Genomic DNA, 15,471 nt, shown 5'->3' on the forward strand with positions numbered 1-15,471 from the left:
AATCGCTCCCTCAGGGAGTCTTCGGCCTAGCCGTCGTGGACTTCTTCGCCGCGGTCGTTGACTTGGCAGCCGTTGATTTAGCGGTCGTCTTCTTCGCTGCGGTCGTTGACTTGGCAGTCGTCGACTTAGCTGCGGTCTTCGCTGGAGCCTTCTTGGCAGCAGTGGTCTTCGCAGCCGTCGACTTCTTCGCCGGAGCCTTCTTGGCCGGAGCCTTTTTGGCGGGCGTCTTCTTCTTGGCTGGCCCCTTCGCACGCTTCTCAGCCAGGAGCTCGGCGGCGCGAGAGAGGGTCATCGACTCGACTGAATCGTCCTTGCGCAGAGTGGCGTTGAACTCGCTGTCGGTGACGTAGGGGCCGAAACGACCGTCCTTGACGACGACAGGCTTCTTCGACACCGGGTCCTCGCCGAGTTCCTTCAACGGTGCTGCCGCTTGGCGACCCCCGCGCTGCTTCGGCTGAGCGTAGATCTTCAGCGCCTCTTCCAAGGTGATGTTGAAGATCTGATCTTCCTCGGTCAGCGACCGTGAGTCGGTGCCCTTTTTCAGGTACGGTCCGTAGCGGCCGTTCTGGGCGGTGATGTCGGTGCCTTCTTCGTCCTGGCCGACGACGCGGGGAAGGCTGAGCAGAGTCAGTGCCGTCTCAAGGTCGATCGAATTCAGGTCCATGGACTTGAACAGGGAGCCGGTGCGAGGCTTAGGCTTCTTCGCACCGCGCTTGGGCTTCTCTTCAGGTTCGGGCAGGACTTCGGAGACGTACGGGCCGAAACGCCCGTTCTTCGCCACGATCGTGTGTCCGGTCTCGGGGTCGACACCGAGTTCACGGTCACCGTCGCCCTGCGATTCGATGAGTTCAGCGGCCTTGGCTGCTGTCAGCTCATCCGGTGCCAGGTCTTCGGGGACCGACACACGCTTCGGGTCGGCACCCTCTTCCGTGGCCGGAACTTCGAGGTACGGGCCGTAACGACCCACACGCAGGTTCACACCCTCGCTGATGACGACGGTGTTGACCTCACGGGCATCGATGTCGCCGAGGTCATCGACGACTTCTCTCAAGCCTTCACGGTCCTGGGACTTGTCACCGAAGTAGAAGCTGGCCAACCACGCATTGCGGTCTTCCTCGCCCATGGCGATGCGGTCGAGCTCGGACTCCAAATCGGCGGTGAACGCGTAGTCGACGAGCCTGGTGAAGTGCTCTTCGAGGAGACGGACGACCGAGAATGCCAACCAGCTGGGCACCAATGCGTTGCCGCGGGTCGTGACATAGCCGCGGTCCTGGATCACGGAGATCGTGGCTGCGTAGGTCGAAGGACGGCCGATGCCGAGTTCTTCGAGCTGTTTGACCAGGCTGGCTTCTGTGAAGCGTGGTGGTGGAGCCGTTGTGTGCCCGTCGGCTTCGGCCTTGACCACGGACAGCGACTGACCCTCTTCGACCTGGGGCAGTCGTGACTCGTCCGATTTCTTGTCATAGCGTCCGGCGTCGGTGCCCTCTTCGTAGGCTGCGAGGAACCCTCGGAAGGTGATGACGGTGCCGCTGGCACTGAAGCCGGCGTCGTGGCCGTCGGCGAGGTCGGCGCGGACCTTGATCGTTGCGGTCTTGCCCTTGGCGTCGGCCATCTGGCTGGCGACCGTGCGCTTCCAGATCAGGTCGTAGAGGCGGAATTCATCACCGCTGAGTGATTTCGAGACCTGAGCTGGTGTGCGGAAGGAGTCACCGGAGGGACGGATCGCCTCGTGAGCCTCCTGCGCCGATTTCTGCTTGCCCGAGTAGGTGCGAGGCGACTGCGGGACGAATTCGGGACCGTAGAGTTCGGTCACCTGCTTGCGTGCAGCGGAGATCGCCTGGCCCGACAGCGATGAGGAGTCGGTACGCATATAAGTGATGTAGCCGTGTTCGTACAGCGACTGGGCGGTGCGCATGGCCTGACGGGCGCTCATGCGCAGCTTGCGGCCGGCTTCCTGCTGCAGGGTCGAGGTCGTGAACGGAGCGGCCGGTTTGCGTGAGTACGGCTTCGATTCGACGGCCGTGACCGTCAGCGCGTCCTTCGCGGTGCCGTTGAGTTCTGTGGCCAAGGACTCGGCCCTGGCCTGGTCGACGACAATGGCCGAAGAGTTCTTCAGTTCGCCCTTGTCGTTGAAGTCGCGGCCCGAGGCCACACGTGAGCCGTCGAGGGTCGAAAGATTCGCTGCAAATGGGCTGGTGCCGTCGGGCAGTCCCAGGTCGACGTCGAGGTCCCAGTAGTCGGCGGAGACGAAGGCCATGCGTTCGCGTTCGCGTTCGACGACGAGGCGCGTCGCCACGGACTGGACACGGCCAGCAGAGAGGCCAGCACGGATCTTGCGCCACAGGACCGGTGAGATCTCGTAGCCGTAGAGCCGGTCGAGGATACGGCGAGTCTCCTGCGCGTCGACGAGTGCGGTGTCGATCTCACGGGTGTTCTCCAAAGCCCGTTCGATAGCCTCGGGGGTGATCTCGTGGAAGACCATGCGCTTGACCGGGATCTTCGGCTTGAGGACTTCGAGAAGGTGCCAGGCAATGGCCTCACCTTCGCGGTCCTCATCTGTTGCGAGATAGAGTTCGTCGGCGTCTTTGAGGAGGCGCTTGAGTTCGGTGACCTTCTTCTTCTTGCCCGGGTCGACACGGTAGTAAGGGTCGAAGTTGTTGTCGACGTCGACAGCAAACTTGCCGTACGGACCCTTCTTCATGTCTGCCGGGAGTTCGGACGGGGTGGGAAGGTCGCGGATGTGGCCGACCGACGCCTCAACGTCGTAACCCTCTCCGAGGTACCCAACGATCGTTCGCGCCTTCGTCGGGGACTCGACGATGACGAGACGGCGGGGCTGCTTCTCGGTTGTGGTCACGCTTTCACATTCCTCTCACGGCGCCGGATGATCGAATAAACGGACGATCCGGCCCAATGTAACACTGATGATCGTGCACGACCTGCATCGGGTTGATGCAGTGAATCTCTACGGCAACGGTATTCGATCCTACCGTTATTCCGTCTTCCCACCGTTCACAGGCAGCACTGCGCCAGCGGCGACGAGCTGTCTCACCTGAGCAATGAGCTGGTCTTCGAGCGCGGTCGGGTTGACGTCGAGCAGCTGTGCCAGAGCCACCGCGGTCTGCCGCAGAGACAGGCTGCCGTCAGCAACCGAGACGAAACCGGCTAAGGCCGTATCGAGGTCGAAGACCTGCCCGAATCCGATCCCCTGCTCCAACGTGATCGAGCTCGGATCCGATTCCCCGGGCACATGGTGGCGGTGTTCGACGAGGTCCGGGGATCGGGTGAAGACCGTCTCCGCGATCTCCTCGGCCCCAGCCGTGGCCAGCCACGACTTCAGCTCAAATGTGGTCGCGACGAACTGTCCGAGTCCATGCGGATTGTTCGCAATCGCCGAGGTGGTCCTGACCTTGGTCTTGAACGTGGAGGATGCTTGTTCTGACTTGTGCATGATGACGTAGCCGAAGACGACTTCGCTCACCTCGCGTGTATCGAAGTCGTCCATCCAGGCTGCGGTTGCCTCGTTCCAATCCTGGCCGGCACGAGGAATTCCGCCGTCTCGAATCCACGTCTCCGCATAGGCGACGGGGTCGAGGGCTTCACGTTCGATGACGAGCACTGAGGTGTCCGGGTCGGTGACCCAGGCTTCCGGCCCTGCATCCACCGCCGAGGTGGTCTCCCAGTTCCCGAGGCACACGGACCGTCCTTTCGGTTGGAGATGGTCGGGAATCGCGGTGAACAGGGACCGCACCAACCGGTCGCCGGTCATTCCACCGTCCCGGTACTCGAAGTTGGTCACGGTGGTGCGCGGGGTGATGACGTAGGGAGGATTGGACACGAGCAGGTCGACTGGCTCGGTGAGTGGTTCGAGCATGGACCCTGCCCGGAATTCGATGTTGTCCACGCCGTTGAGTCTCGCGCTGAGTCCGGTCAGGTGCAGGGCTCGCTGTGAGATGTCGGTGGCGATGACGCGGTCGCTGTGGCGGGCCAGAAGCAGAGCTTGGATTCCGCATCCGGTGCCGATGTCGGCGGAGAGTCTGACGTGCTCGCGGGGTGTCAGTGACACGAGTGTGCGTCCTGCCCCTCCGAGGCCGAGCACGAAGTCGCCGTCGAGGACTTCGGGAATGATGAGAGTCCCATGGTCACTGACGAGGTAGAGATTTTCGTCACCGTGACGCAACCCCCGAGGGACGCCGACCGGCAAGGCATAAGGGGTGACCGCGAACGGAGCGGACACGTGTCCACTATCCCCCACCTCGGCGCGGGCGCTGGTTTCGGCGTGGTTGCTCGTCTCGAGCAGTCCACTGTCGATGGCGACTCCGAACGCGTCCTCACCGAGTGCGGCACGCGCCGCTTCGGTGCTGACCGAACGATGGAAGTGAAAGAGCATGGCAAGCGCCGCCAGGTGCTGGTCAAAAGTCGTCTGTGTCTCGGCTGCTTCGAACACCTTCTGGCAGTGGTGGATCGCGGGCGCGGCGTTGTTGCGCACCAGCGCGGAGGCGATGGGTCCACCCCAGAACTGTCGGAGTCGCGGCTCTGTGTATCCAGCCTTGTAGAGTCGGTCTGCCACGAGGGTCATGTCTTGTTCACTCACACACAGATCCTAACGACTGTGCCCCGATGAGTCCGACTGAGCCATAATTGGGGCCATGGCCTCTTCTGCTCTTCTCGACATCGTCACCGGTTACGGTGCCCGGGATGACCGGATCGTCCACGTGCGCGATATTCCACAGCGGTTCGAACATGAGTCGGACTGGCCGGAGTGGATCGATGAGGAACTCAAACACGCCTGTCATGCCATCGGCGTCGATCAGCTGTGGGACCACCAGTGCGAGGCAGCACAGGCCGCGCGAGACGGATCCGATGTCGTCATAGCCACCCCCACCGCCTCGGGGAAATCCTTGGGATTCTGGCTTCCGGTCCTCGAAGCCATTCAGAGCACCCGCACGAAGCTGCGCACCTCCTCGGCGATCTACATCGCACCGACGAAGGCGTTGGCCGCCGATCAGATGGCGAACTTGGAGAAGCTCATCGTCCAGGGAATGCGGCCGGCGACCTACGACGGTGACACGCCTCAGGAGTCCAAGGACTGGGCCCGGCGGCATGCGAACATCATTTTCACCAACCCGGACATGCTTCATCGTGGGATACTGCCGCAGCATGAACGGTTCTCGCGGCTGTTCAAATCACTGCGCTTCATCGTCATCGACGAGGCCCACCGCTACCGGGGAGTCTTCGGCTCTCATGTCGCACTGATCCTGCGGCGTCTGCTGCGCATCGCCGCCCATTATGGGGCACACCCAGTGGTCATTGGAGCTTCGGCGACGATGGCGAACCCAGATGAGGCGTTCTCCAAGCTCACCGGACGCGAAGTGCACGCAGTCAGTCAGGATTCGTCTCCTCGAGCCCAGGGCAGCTTCGCTCTCTGGGAACCACCGGTCTCCCCGGGAGGCGAGCGCCGCAGCGGTCTGGTCGAAGCCGCCGATATCCTCACCGATGCAATGTGTGCAGGGTATCGCTCGATTGCGTTCATCGCCTCCCGTCGCGGCACGGAGGCCCTGGCCTCGACCGTCCGTGACCAGGTCAGTCAGGTCGATGGCTCATTGAAGGACAAGGTCGCGGCCTATCGCGGCGGCTATCTAGCCGAGGAGCGCAGACTTCTCGAATCCGCACTGCGGTCGGGTCGTCTGCTGGCGGTTGCGTCGACGAATGCCCTTGAGCTCGGAATCGACATCTCCGGCCTTGACCTCGTCATCATCTCCGGCTGGCCCGGTACCTTGGCGTCACTGTGGCAGCAGGCGGGACGCGCCGGTCGTGCGGGACAGCGGTGGATGGCCGTGTTCATCGCCCGTGACGACCCGCTGGACACTTATGTTGTGAACCATCCTGAGGTCATCTTCGATGCTCCCGTCGATGCGGGAGTCATCCATCCCGGGAATCCGCATGTTCTGGGAGGGCACCTGTGTGCTGCGGCTGCAGAGGTGCCGTTGCGGGAAGCCGATCTTGTCCATTTTCCGTCCAACTCCGCCGAGGTGCTCGCTGATCTGGTCGAGCGAAAGCTCCTGCGCGCACGCCCTACCGGATGGTTCTGGGCCAAGGATGAACCGGCAGCGAACATGTCTGATATTCGTGGCAGCGGTGGCGGCCAGTTCCGTCTGGTCGAGGCCAGCACCGGTGCACTCTTGGGCACTGTCGATGAGTCCGGGGCCTTCACCGGCGCCCATCCCGGCGCGGTCTACACGCATCAGGGCGCCGATTTCACTGTCCTCGATCTTGATCTCGAGGATCATGTTGCATTCGTGGAGCGCGCCGAGGTCGATTACACGACGCAGGCCCGGTCGCAGACCGAGATCGACATCGTCGGCACCGATCAGCAGCGGGCTCTGCCGTCTGGAGTCACGGTGTGCAGCGGGACTGTCGACGTGAAAGATCATGTCGTCGCGTACCGGATGCGGGCCAAGCGTGGCGGGTCGATCATCGCCGAACACGAGCTCGATCTGCCCGAACGTTCTTTGGAGACCAAGGCAGTGTGGTGGACGATTCCACAGACCCTGTTGGATGAAGCTGAGATCGTCGCCGCTGACCTGCCCGGCGCCGTTCATGCGGCCGAGCATGCCTCCATCGGCCTGCTGCCGCTGTTTGCCGGCTGCGACCGCTGGGACATCGGCGGTGTCTCCACCGCCCGGCACGCTGACACCGGAATGGCCACGGTCTTCGTCTACGACGGTCTTGCCGGTGGTGCCGGATTCGCCGAACGCGGCTATGAGGTCATCGAAGGATGGCTCGGAGCGACACGCGATGCAATCTCGGCGTGCGATTGCGCCGATGGCTGCCCGTCGTGCGTACAGTCACCGAAGTGTGGAAACGGCAATGAACCCTTGGAGAAGGATGCAGCTTTGCGGCTGTTGCGCACCATCTTGGACTGACCAGCTCCTTCATCTCTGACCATCTGTTCTACTTCCCGGCCACGGCCTTCTCCTTCACTTTGGGGAGGGGACCAGGGATGTCGACTTCAACCTGAATATAGGCGCTCTGCTCAGACGTTGAGGCTCGACAGTCGGTGACGGCTGCCCCGTTGCGCTTCGCGACCTCCTTCGCGATGTCGCAGGGTTCACCGGCAGCGAGTCCGCGAACTGCGTCTGCTGCTGCGAGCACGGCCAGATCGGCGGCACTCTGCGCCGTGCTGTGGGCCGCGAAGGCTTGGCTGAGTCCACCGATGGCGGTGACGAGGACCAGGATCATCGAACACAGTCCGGCAACGATATTCGTCACGGCAGTCCGCCTGACGTGTGCGGACCCAGCGCCTCACTGGTAGTGGAGCGGTCGCCCTCAGTTCGCGCCGTTGCCTCGGCCTCGACCTCGTTGATGAAGATGATTGCCGCGGGAAGTTCGATGGTGACGGTCACCGTCGAATATCCGCCTTCGGAACGGACCAGCACCTCGGAGGCCTGTCCGGCGTGCTTCTTCGCTTCGGTCACGACCGCTGTCTGAGGCTCGCCGCGGGCGATTTCCCGGGCCGCAGATCTGGCTGCGTCGAAGGCTCTCAGCTGGGAGAAGCCGACGGCGGCTGCTCCTGTGAGCACGATGATGAGAAGCACGATGGCGGGCATGACAACAGCGAATTCGGCCGTGGCCGTACCCGCATCCCGGTGCTGCTTTCCTCGTCGGTCACAGGAACATCCGGTCGCCACGTCAGGCTCCGAGTCCGAGCGCTGTCTGGATCACGCCGGTGACGAGTTCTTTGATCGGTTCCGATTTCAGAATGACGACCAACAGCGCTGCGAATCCGCAGGCTGCGAGGGTGGTGATCGCATATTCTGCGGTCGTCGCTCCTGCGTCGGGGCCCCATGGTTCTGGGGAGTCGTCCTCTCGCCACGGTTCTGCGCTGTCGATGGCGCCTGCAGACGTATCTGGGTCGGTGTCGGTGCTGGTGTCGGTACCGACGCCGCGCGCATCGCCCCATTGCGGGTACAACGGCCCGTCACAGTCCTTCGCCTTAGTTCCTGTGCTCATAGTCTCCTCCTCGTTGAAGCCCCCGTTCGCGGTCTGCGAAGGGAATTTCAGTGTTGGAGGGGACGCGGGCTCACGTCCAGAGCCGACAATCAGGCTGTGGAAACAGGTTCAGCGTCCACAGCCGATACACGCTCGAGTCGAGCCAGACTCCACAGGCTGGCGCACTCGAGTCGGTTCGATCGACTGAGCCTCAACCTGCGAAGCACGGAGTGTGTGGATCAGACGGCCAAGGGTCAGCCTCTGCCTGCCCACTCCTCCTTGAGGATCGCCATCAGGACTTCATCGTGACGGCGACCGTTGAAGAAGACAGCCTCACGACGGCGCCCTTCTTCGACGAATCCGGCCTTCGTGTATGAGGCGATACCGCGAGTGTTGAACGCCCATGTCTGCAGCTCGATACGATTGAGTCCCAACTGCAGGAAGCCGTATTTGATGCCCAAACGCACAGCATCGGAGCCATAGCCGCGGCCGTGGAACTCGGGTCCGAGGATGATGGCCAGGGTGGCGGACTGGTTGACCGAATTCCGGCCGAAGAGTGTCACGTGGCCGACGAATTCTTCGGTCTCGAGCAGTTCGATGCTGAAGCCGACTGCGTTCGTGTCCTTGTTCGCGCTCCACAGCGAGAACTCTTCGGACACTCCGCCTTCGGGACGCGGGAGGACTGTGTGGTTCTGAAGGACCACGATCGAGGGGTCGAACCACCACTGTTCGAGGTAGGGAAGATCCTCTTGCTGGAGCGGACGAAGCCGTACGTGCCGACCTGTGAAGAGGTTGTCAGCGTATGCTTCAGCTTGTTCGACGTTGGACAGTTGATCGAAGGGCGTTACCGGTGCCATCCCCCGACCTTAGCAAGGTCAGCTGAACGGCCGGTCGACGGTCGCTTGAAACAGCCGAAATGGGCACACGACGGGTGGGGTCAGCGAGCGCAGTCGAAGCGTGAAGTCGGCAGGTTGTGTCAGAAGAAGACGGTCGTCAGATCCGATAGCAGCGAAATGACAACGGGAACGACCGATAGCAGCAGGAATGACGGCAGGATGCAGACTCCGAGCGGCACGACAAGTTTGACGCCCAAGGCCGCAGCTGCCTCCTGTCGTCGCCGGCGGGAGGAGTCCCGCAGTTCCTTCGCGACAGACTCGATGAGTGGGGCCGGACCGACGCCCGTGTGTTCAGAGAATTCGAAGACCTCGAGAACGGGAACAAGTCGGTCATCATCGGACAGGTCTTGGCCTCCGATCGTCATGGATCGCGAGATTCGCCCCAGGCGTGATCGGTCGTCTGTCGCCTCGGCGGTCAATGCCAGTGCAACCGGGATCGGCAGCCCGGAGGTGAGGCAGATGGCCACGAGGTCAAGGTCGAAGGCGAGCAGGTCATCGTCTACCCGAGAAACCGGCCGGGTATCAAGCTGCGAATTCCTGCGCGGTTCATCTGCAGCAGTGTGGTCGACGCCATCTCGACCAGAGGAACCGCCAACTCGTACACCCTGCCCATCGAGCAGACGTCTCAGCCGCCCGTCGGACCTGCCCGACCACAGCAGGGCTCCGATCGCGATGAGTGCGCCCACCAGGACTGCGGTCATATCGCTCAGCGCTCCGCCCGAATCATCATTCGCCTCATCCACCAGCGACCAAGAAAGTAGAGGGCGAATCCACCCCCGATGCTCAACCGCCCCGGCAGGCCCGAGAAGAGTTCACCTGGTTGGACGCCGATCAGCAGGCCGAGACCGATACCGATCAGTGGCAGCCAGCTGAGCACGCGGACTGTCGCGCGAGGTCCGGCCATGGCGATACGTCTTTCCCGATCGGCGTCGAGGGCACTGCGCTGTGCCTTCGCATACCGGAGAATCATGTCGGCTGCGGGTGCACCGGACCGTTCCGACACGGTCCACACGGACGACATGCCGGCAAATATTGCGGCCGCTGCCGCTGGCAGTGCCGCTCCCCTGGTGGCAATGGCTCGTCCGGGCTCTTCACCCAGAGAGATCGCACGTGAGATCGGTGCCAGTTGTGCATTCTGCCTGCTCAGAGTCGCCATCACTGCCTGCGGAGTCATGCCCACCTTGAGCAGATGCGCACAGTTCTCCACCGCTGAAATCGCCCACAGTTTCTCCTGTTCTGGGTCCTCTTTGGTTTGTCGTCGACCCCGGCGGGAGTCGTCTCGGTCCTGACGTGGGCGGAGCAGATCCTGCAGCCGCGCTGCCGGATCCAGCGGTGCGCTGAGGATGATGCTCAGTGCCATCAGCACTGCGAGAGCGGCGATCATCAGGCTGCCTTCTGCTCGAGCACTGCTTCGAATCGGCTCAGCGCACGACGATTGAACGTTCCCTCGGACAGCGGAGAGGGACGACCCCAGACGGGTTCCATCGTGACCCCGCTGCTGTTCTCCCGGATCGGGATTGCCAGTTCCGTGATTCCTCGATCCGCTCCGATTCGTCGCAGGTGGATGACGAGGTCGATGGCGGTGGAAAATTGTGAGAACACGGCTTGTGGACTCATGTTCGCCAAGGCTCCCAGTGCTGCCACGCGGCTGGGTACGGCTTCGGCCGTGTTCGCATGGATTGTGGCGCTGCCGCCCTCGTGGCCGGTGTTCAGCGCCGTGAGCATGTCCCGAACCTCGGCTCCGCGACACTCTCCGACGACGAGGCGGTCGGGGCGCATCCGCAGGGCGTTGCGGACGAGGTCCGTCAACGTCACCTCACCACCGCCTTCGACATTGGCTTGGCGCGCGGCGAGCTGGACCACGTGGGAGTGTCCTACGATGAGCTCCCGAGAGTCCTCGACGATGACGATGCGGTGATCCGAGTCGACAAGCCCCAGAAGAGCGCCGAGGAGGACCGTCTTTCCGGTTCCTGTGCCACCGGAGATGAGGATGTTGGCGCGAGATCGGACCGCATCGATGAGGAGTTCGTGCACCTCGTCGGGAATGAATCCGCCCGCGCACAGTTGGTCAAAGGTGAAACCAGCGTGCCGGGGAACGCGGAAGGAGATCGTGGTGTGCTCACCGGAGATCGGTGGCACGATCGCGTTCATGCGCACCCCGTCGGGCAGTCTGACATCGACGAACGGCGAGGAATCATCGAGACGCCGGCCGCCCAGAGCCGCCAAGCGCACGGCCAAGGACCGTACTTCGTCCTCGGAGCCCAAAGACAGGTCGAGTAGCTGGGGGCCCGTTCCGGTGTCGGCGAAGATCTCACGTGGTCCGTTGACGAAGACATCGGTGGTGTCGGCAACTTCGAGCACCGATTGGAGGGGGCCGGCACCTGAGAGTTGCGCGGACAGTCGGTTCACAAGTTCGAGGAGGGCGCTGGAACCGAGCACCCGACCGGTCCGTTGAACCGCCTCGGCGACGGCTGCTGTGGTCACTGGTCCCGGATTGTCGAGCAGAGTCTTGCGCACCTCCGCCACGAGCGTGGCGTCGAGCCATTCGCTCATTCCACCCACTCCCCCAGGAGTCGGTCGACGAGCTTTCCCAGCCGTGCCCCGCCCGGTATGCCCTCGCCGCGGTCGACGGCCGCGGACAGACCACGGTCGTCGCGGATGCTGCCGGCGAGGTCGAGGCCGATGGATTCCGCGAGGAGCTCGGCATCGAGCCCTCCGGCGCCGGTGTCACGAACGACGAGACGAACGTCAGGATGGGATTGGGACAGTCGTTTGGCGACTTGAGATGCCGCCACTGCCGACCTGACCCGTGCCGGGGAGACAAGGAGAACATGATGGCAGCGGCGAGTCCACTGTGGTGGGGCGTGGCGTGGCAGATCCACGATGACGAGTTCGAACGCCTGCCCGGCAGCGGCCAGGAAGTCATCGAAGACATCCGGGTCGAGATCGAGGATGTCGTCCCGACCCCAGGACAGGATCGCCAGGCCCTCGTGGCGTGGCAATGCCTGACTCAGAGTCGAGGGGCGAAGCTGTCCGCGTGAAGCGCTGAGATCGGCCCAACGGGGTCCGGGGACCTGCTCTGCTCCGAGCACCAGATCGAGTCCACCGCCCAGGGGATCGGCGTCGACGAGGACGGTGCTCACATCCGGTCCGGCGCGGCGGGCGAGAGCACACGAGAGCACCGAGGCGCCCGCTCCTCCGCACCCGGCGACAACTCCGACAGTCACACCAGGTGTCACAGGTGGTTCGACGGCTGCGATCATGCGTCCGCTCAGCCATTCGGCGGCAGAGGGCAGAACCGCCAATTGTTCGACGCCGAGGTGGGCCGCACGTTTCCATGCCGATCTGGGTTCATCCCCGTCAAGGACGACGAGGATGCGGTCCGCATGGTCGGTGCGCGGGGCTTCGCGAACGTCCTCGCCGAGGAGAATGAGCGAAGCGTTCTGCCAACCGCCCGAATCCGGAGGCAGAACCTTGAGTGAGATGCCGATGCTTTCGGCCACTCGTGCGCATTCGTCGGTGATGGCGCCGAGGTCGGTGATGAGTGCTACCTGCATGTTGACAGCGTGGTCCTGCCCTCCTCGTTGAGGACAGCACGGATAGACAGCCTGTGGACAGAACACAGAAGGGGCGGCTCCTGTGCGCTTAAGTCACAGGAGCCGCCCCTGTCTGGTCGGCTTGAGCATCTGGCCTGGCCATGTGCCCCACGGGCGCGGTTTGGCGCTTTCAGCTCAGTTGGTCAGACGTCGTGTGCTCGGATCATTGTCCACAAGCCCGAGCACACGAGTCGACCGATATGGAATCAGCCCCGCTGGACACCTTCGGTGTTGCGCAGGAGTCCTTCACGACCGTCGGAATCACGGACCTTGAACCACGAACCGTTGTCCTCGAGCCCGAGGAACCAGTCTCCCGGGTAGATCGTGAACACCGGCATACCGGTGGTCGCATCCACGGCTTCGCGCGGTTCGGGAACGGCGAACCAGAACGCTTGGATGACGGTCTGGCCATTTCCGTGGTTGGCCCCGCCCTGATCAGCGTCATTCCGGTTCTCACCCGACCCGTCCTCGCGGTCGTCAGGATTATTGCCGGGCTGAACTGCACTCTGGACGACAGTCTCGTCCTCGTCGATCGTGGAGGTGTTCGACGACGAATTCGATGAAACGTTCGCAGCTCCGAACTGTGGAGCTGAGGGCGCATTCTCGGCGTTGTCTCCGGCACGTCCCCTTGCTTCTCCGGTGTCCGAGCCGCTGCCGCTGTGACCGTTACTGCTGCGGTCGTCAATGCTGTGACCGCCGACGGGCACATACTGCGTCGGTTCGTCAGCTTCCGGATGAGTCTGACGTTCCGAATCGGACTCTGCAACGCTGGTTGCGGCGGATCCGTTGACGACAGTGGCGTCGCCTCCTGTTGTGCTGCCCTCGCTGCGGTCGGCATTCGCAGAGTCGGCTGAATCGGCTGAGTCAGTCGAGCCGTTCGAATCGTTCTCCGGCTTCAGCGCTACTCCCTCGGAGGCACGAACGTTGGTGTCCGAGTCGTGAGCGTTGACCTTCGTGGCGAACGAACTGCCCTCCGCAGGAGAAGCAGAATCGTCGCCGATCAGTGCTGAGGACTCTTCCGGAGACGATGTCGCGGTCTCACCTGCAACATGATCGGTTTCGCTGTCGGGCTGTGCGCCAGTTGCCTCGGAATCGGTGTCCGTGCTCGGGGCGGCATGCCGTCCGCGCCGACGTTCCGATTCAGAACCGTTTTCGGAATCCGAGCTCCGATCCGAATCCGAGTTCCGGTCCGAATCCGAGCTCGCGGATGCGGCTCCAGCAACAGCTGCACCGGCGCCCAAGACGCCTGCACCTGCGACAGCAGCAGTCGTGCCCGCTCCCGACGAATCGTTGTCACCACTGTCAGACTGTGGGGCGCTGACGTTTGAACTGTCAGCAGGCACCGGAGCCTGAACTGCTGTTTCACCGTCATTGCTCCACGGCGACTCTTCACGATGAGCACCGAAGCCAAAAGTCTGCGTCGGTTCACTCTGAGTGTGCTGTGGGTCTTGTGGGTGCTGGTCGCCCAGGTAGGTCTGACCTGACCCGGTGCTCTGCACTGCCTGGTCCGCCGAGTCATCGGCAGCCGCTGCAGAGTCAAAAGACGACTCCTGCGCCTGCTGCTCGGGTGGAGCATATGGACTGTTGCCACCGGTTCCGATCGGCTGACCGAACTGGTCTTGTCCACCGGGCTGGCCGTTCTGCTCCGGCGCAGCGAACTGCCCCGACTGGCCTGGCTGGCCGAACTGCCCTTGCTGATCGTGCTGGCTGACCTGATTCGCTCCACCCTGCTGACCGGGCTGTCCGAACTGATCGGCGCCACCTGGCTGACCGGGCTGTCCTGGCTGTCCCCCTGCGCCGAACTGGTTCTGTCCATCGTACTGTCCGGGGCCGCCTGGCTGTCCCGGATGCATAGGGGCACCTGGCTGACCCTGCGAACCGATCGGACCGTTGGGCTGGCCGCCATTGGGCTGGCTACCGTAGGGCGCACCGAACCCACCCGGGCCGTTGTGGGCACCTGGCATATTCGCTACTGGGGCTGGGTGCGGCACGCCTTTGGTCACCGGGCGTGCCTTCGGATGCGCGGCAACGTCCTCGCGAATCACGAACTCCTTGTTGAAGAAGGGGAGCATTGTGAATACGCCCGCAAAGAAGGCAATCAAAGCTGCGAAGAACGCGAGGTACGCTCCGACGTGCCAGAACTGAACCGAGGTCAGCAGGTGAACGAATGCGAAGGTGAACGCAGCACCGGAGAGAACCGAGATCGCCTGATCAAGACTGAGGGAACCGACCTTGAGACTGCCGTTGCCGAATTTGCCGACAAGGACAGCAGCCACGATCAACCAGATTCCGAACACATCGAAAGTCAGGGTGCCCATAGCGTCGATGGACCACTGCCACATCGACCACGAGACGAATCCAGCGGTCTTGAACGGCACGAAGAGAACAACCAGCGAAAGAAGTCCCGCGAAGAGCAGGAACAGATCGCGCAGGGTCAGCGGACCGAGAAGACCCGGTCCGGTGCGAGGACTCTTCTGAACGCCAGGCCCCGCAGAGCCGAACTGACCAGGCGCAGAACCATAGGGTCCCGGTCCTCCCGAACCATATGGCCCCGGCGCTGAGCCGTAGGGACCGGGTCCTGGAGCTGAACCGTAAGGGCTCGGGCCGGTGTTCTGCGGGACTGGACCCGAACCGTAGGGTCCTGGTCCGGCTGAACCGTAAGGCCCTGGGCCTCCTGAACCATAGGGTCCCGGTCCACCTGAACCATAGGGACCTGGGCCAGCCGAACCCACAGGACCACCGCCGTACCCTCCGGGCCCGGACGACTGAGATTCATGGCCGGCACCGAAAGCAGGTCCTGATCCGTACGCCGGCCCCTGGCCGAACGGTGGTTGGTTACTCGGCCCGGGGTTCTGCACGTGCGGATCGTGCCACTGCTGTGGTCCCGATCCGGTGGGGTGCTGCGGCGAACTCATCGATTGCTCCAGTCGCTCGTGGGGACAGGGTCGTCAAACTTCATGTGTCTGTCTAGTTTCCATCCTGACAGA

The 15,471-nt window shown here is 63.1% G+C and carries 12 protein-coding genes; 1 reads left to right on the forward strand and 11 read right to left on the reverse strand.

Translation table 11 applies throughout. The annotated features are described in order from the left end of the window. Positions 1-10: 10 nt before the first annotated feature. Entirely contained in the window at positions 11-2,857 is a 2,847-nt protein-coding gene (gene topA, locus BSP239C_RS05445; protein ID WP_101570691.1) for a type I DNA topoisomerase, read from the reverse strand. Between the two features lie 135 nt (positions 2,858-2,992). After that, on the reverse strand, positions 2,993-4,594 hold the full coding sequence (locus BSP239C_RS05450; RefSeq protein WP_257930091.1) for a class I SAM-dependent methyltransferase: 1,602 nt from the start codon (positions 4,592-4,594) through the stop codon (positions 2,993-2,995). Between the two features lie 55 nt (positions 4,595-4,649). Here BSP239C_RS05450 and BSP239C_RS05455 point away from each other — a divergent pair, with 55 nt between their 5' ends. Continuing rightward, complete coding sequence (locus BSP239C_RS05455; RefSeq protein ID WP_101570695.1) at positions 4,650-6,926, forward strand: DEAD/DEAH box helicase; 2,277 nt, start codon at positions 4,650-4,652, stop codon at positions 6,924-6,926. 28 nt (positions 6,927-6,954) lie between these two features. Here BSP239C_RS05455 and BSP239C_RS05460 read toward each other — a convergent pair whose 3' ends face one another. The 9 genes from BSP239C_RS05460 to BSP239C_RS20685 all read right to left on the reverse strand — a co-directional run bounded on the left by BSP239C_RS05460 (position 6,955) and on the right by BSP239C_RS20685 (position 15,399). Beyond that, positions 6,955-7,272, reverse strand: a complete 318-nt coding sequence (locus BSP239C_RS05460) for an Rv3654c family TadE-like protein (protein WP_101570698.1) — start codon at positions 7,270-7,272, stop codon at positions 6,955-6,957. Then, positions 7,269-7,691 carry a TadE family protein gene (locus tag BSP239C_RS05465; RefSeq protein ID WP_101570700.1) on the reverse strand — a complete coding sequence of 141 codons (423 nt, stop codon included), beginning with the start codon at positions 7,689-7,691 and terminating at the stop codon, positions 7,269-7,271. The genes BSP239C_RS05460 and BSP239C_RS05465 overlap by 4 nt, the downstream gene beginning before the upstream one ends. 1 nt (position 7,692) lies before the next feature. Next, on the reverse strand, positions 7,693-8,013 hold the full coding sequence (locus BSP239C_RS05470; protein ID WP_101570702.1) for a DUF4244 domain-containing protein: 321 nt from the start codon (positions 8,011-8,013) through the stop codon (positions 7,693-7,695). Positions 8,014-8,246: 233 nt separating this feature from the next. Then, positions 8,247-8,849 (reverse strand): GNAT family N-acetyltransferase, encoded by a 603-nt coding sequence (locus BSP239C_RS05475; protein ID WP_101570704.1) that lies wholly within the window; start codon positions 8,847-8,849, stop codon positions 8,247-8,249. A gap of 119 nt (positions 8,850-8,968) precedes the next feature. Then, positions 8,969-9,631 (reverse strand): type II secretion system F family protein, encoded by a 663-nt coding sequence (locus BSP239C_RS05480; protein ID WP_257930093.1) that lies wholly within the window; start codon positions 9,629-9,631, stop codon positions 8,969-8,971. After that, positions 9,595-10,272: a type II secretion system F family protein gene (locus tag BSP239C_RS05485; RefSeq protein WP_101570710.1), complete on the reverse strand. Its 678-nt coding sequence runs from the start codon at positions 10,270-10,272 to the stop codon at positions 9,595-9,597. Before BSP239C_RS05485 ends, BSP239C_RS05480 begins: the two co-directional genes overlap by 37 nt. Next, positions 10,272-11,441, reverse strand: a complete 1,170-nt coding sequence (locus BSP239C_RS05490; protein ID WP_101570713.1) for a TadA family conjugal transfer-associated ATPase — start codon at positions 11,439-11,441, stop codon at positions 10,272-10,274. The genes BSP239C_RS05485 and BSP239C_RS05490 overlap by 1 nt, the downstream gene beginning before the upstream one ends. Next, entirely contained in the window at positions 11,438-12,445 is a 1,008-nt protein-coding gene (ssd, locus tag BSP239C_RS05495) for a septum site-determining protein Ssd (RefSeq protein WP_101570715.1), read from the reverse strand. The genes BSP239C_RS05490 and ssd overlap by 4 nt, the downstream gene beginning before the upstream one ends. A gap of 245 nt (positions 12,446-12,690) precedes the next feature. Continuing rightward, positions 12,691-15,399, reverse strand: a complete 2,709-nt coding sequence (locus BSP239C_RS20685; RefSeq protein ID WP_180958931.1) for a hypothetical protein — start codon at positions 15,397-15,399, stop codon at positions 12,691-12,693. Positions 15,400-15,471: the final 72 nt, after the last annotated feature.

This window comes from Brevibacterium sp. 239c (assembly GCF_900169365.1).
GTDB lineage: Bacteria > Actinomycetota > Actinomycetes > Actinomycetales > Brevibacteriaceae > Brevibacterium.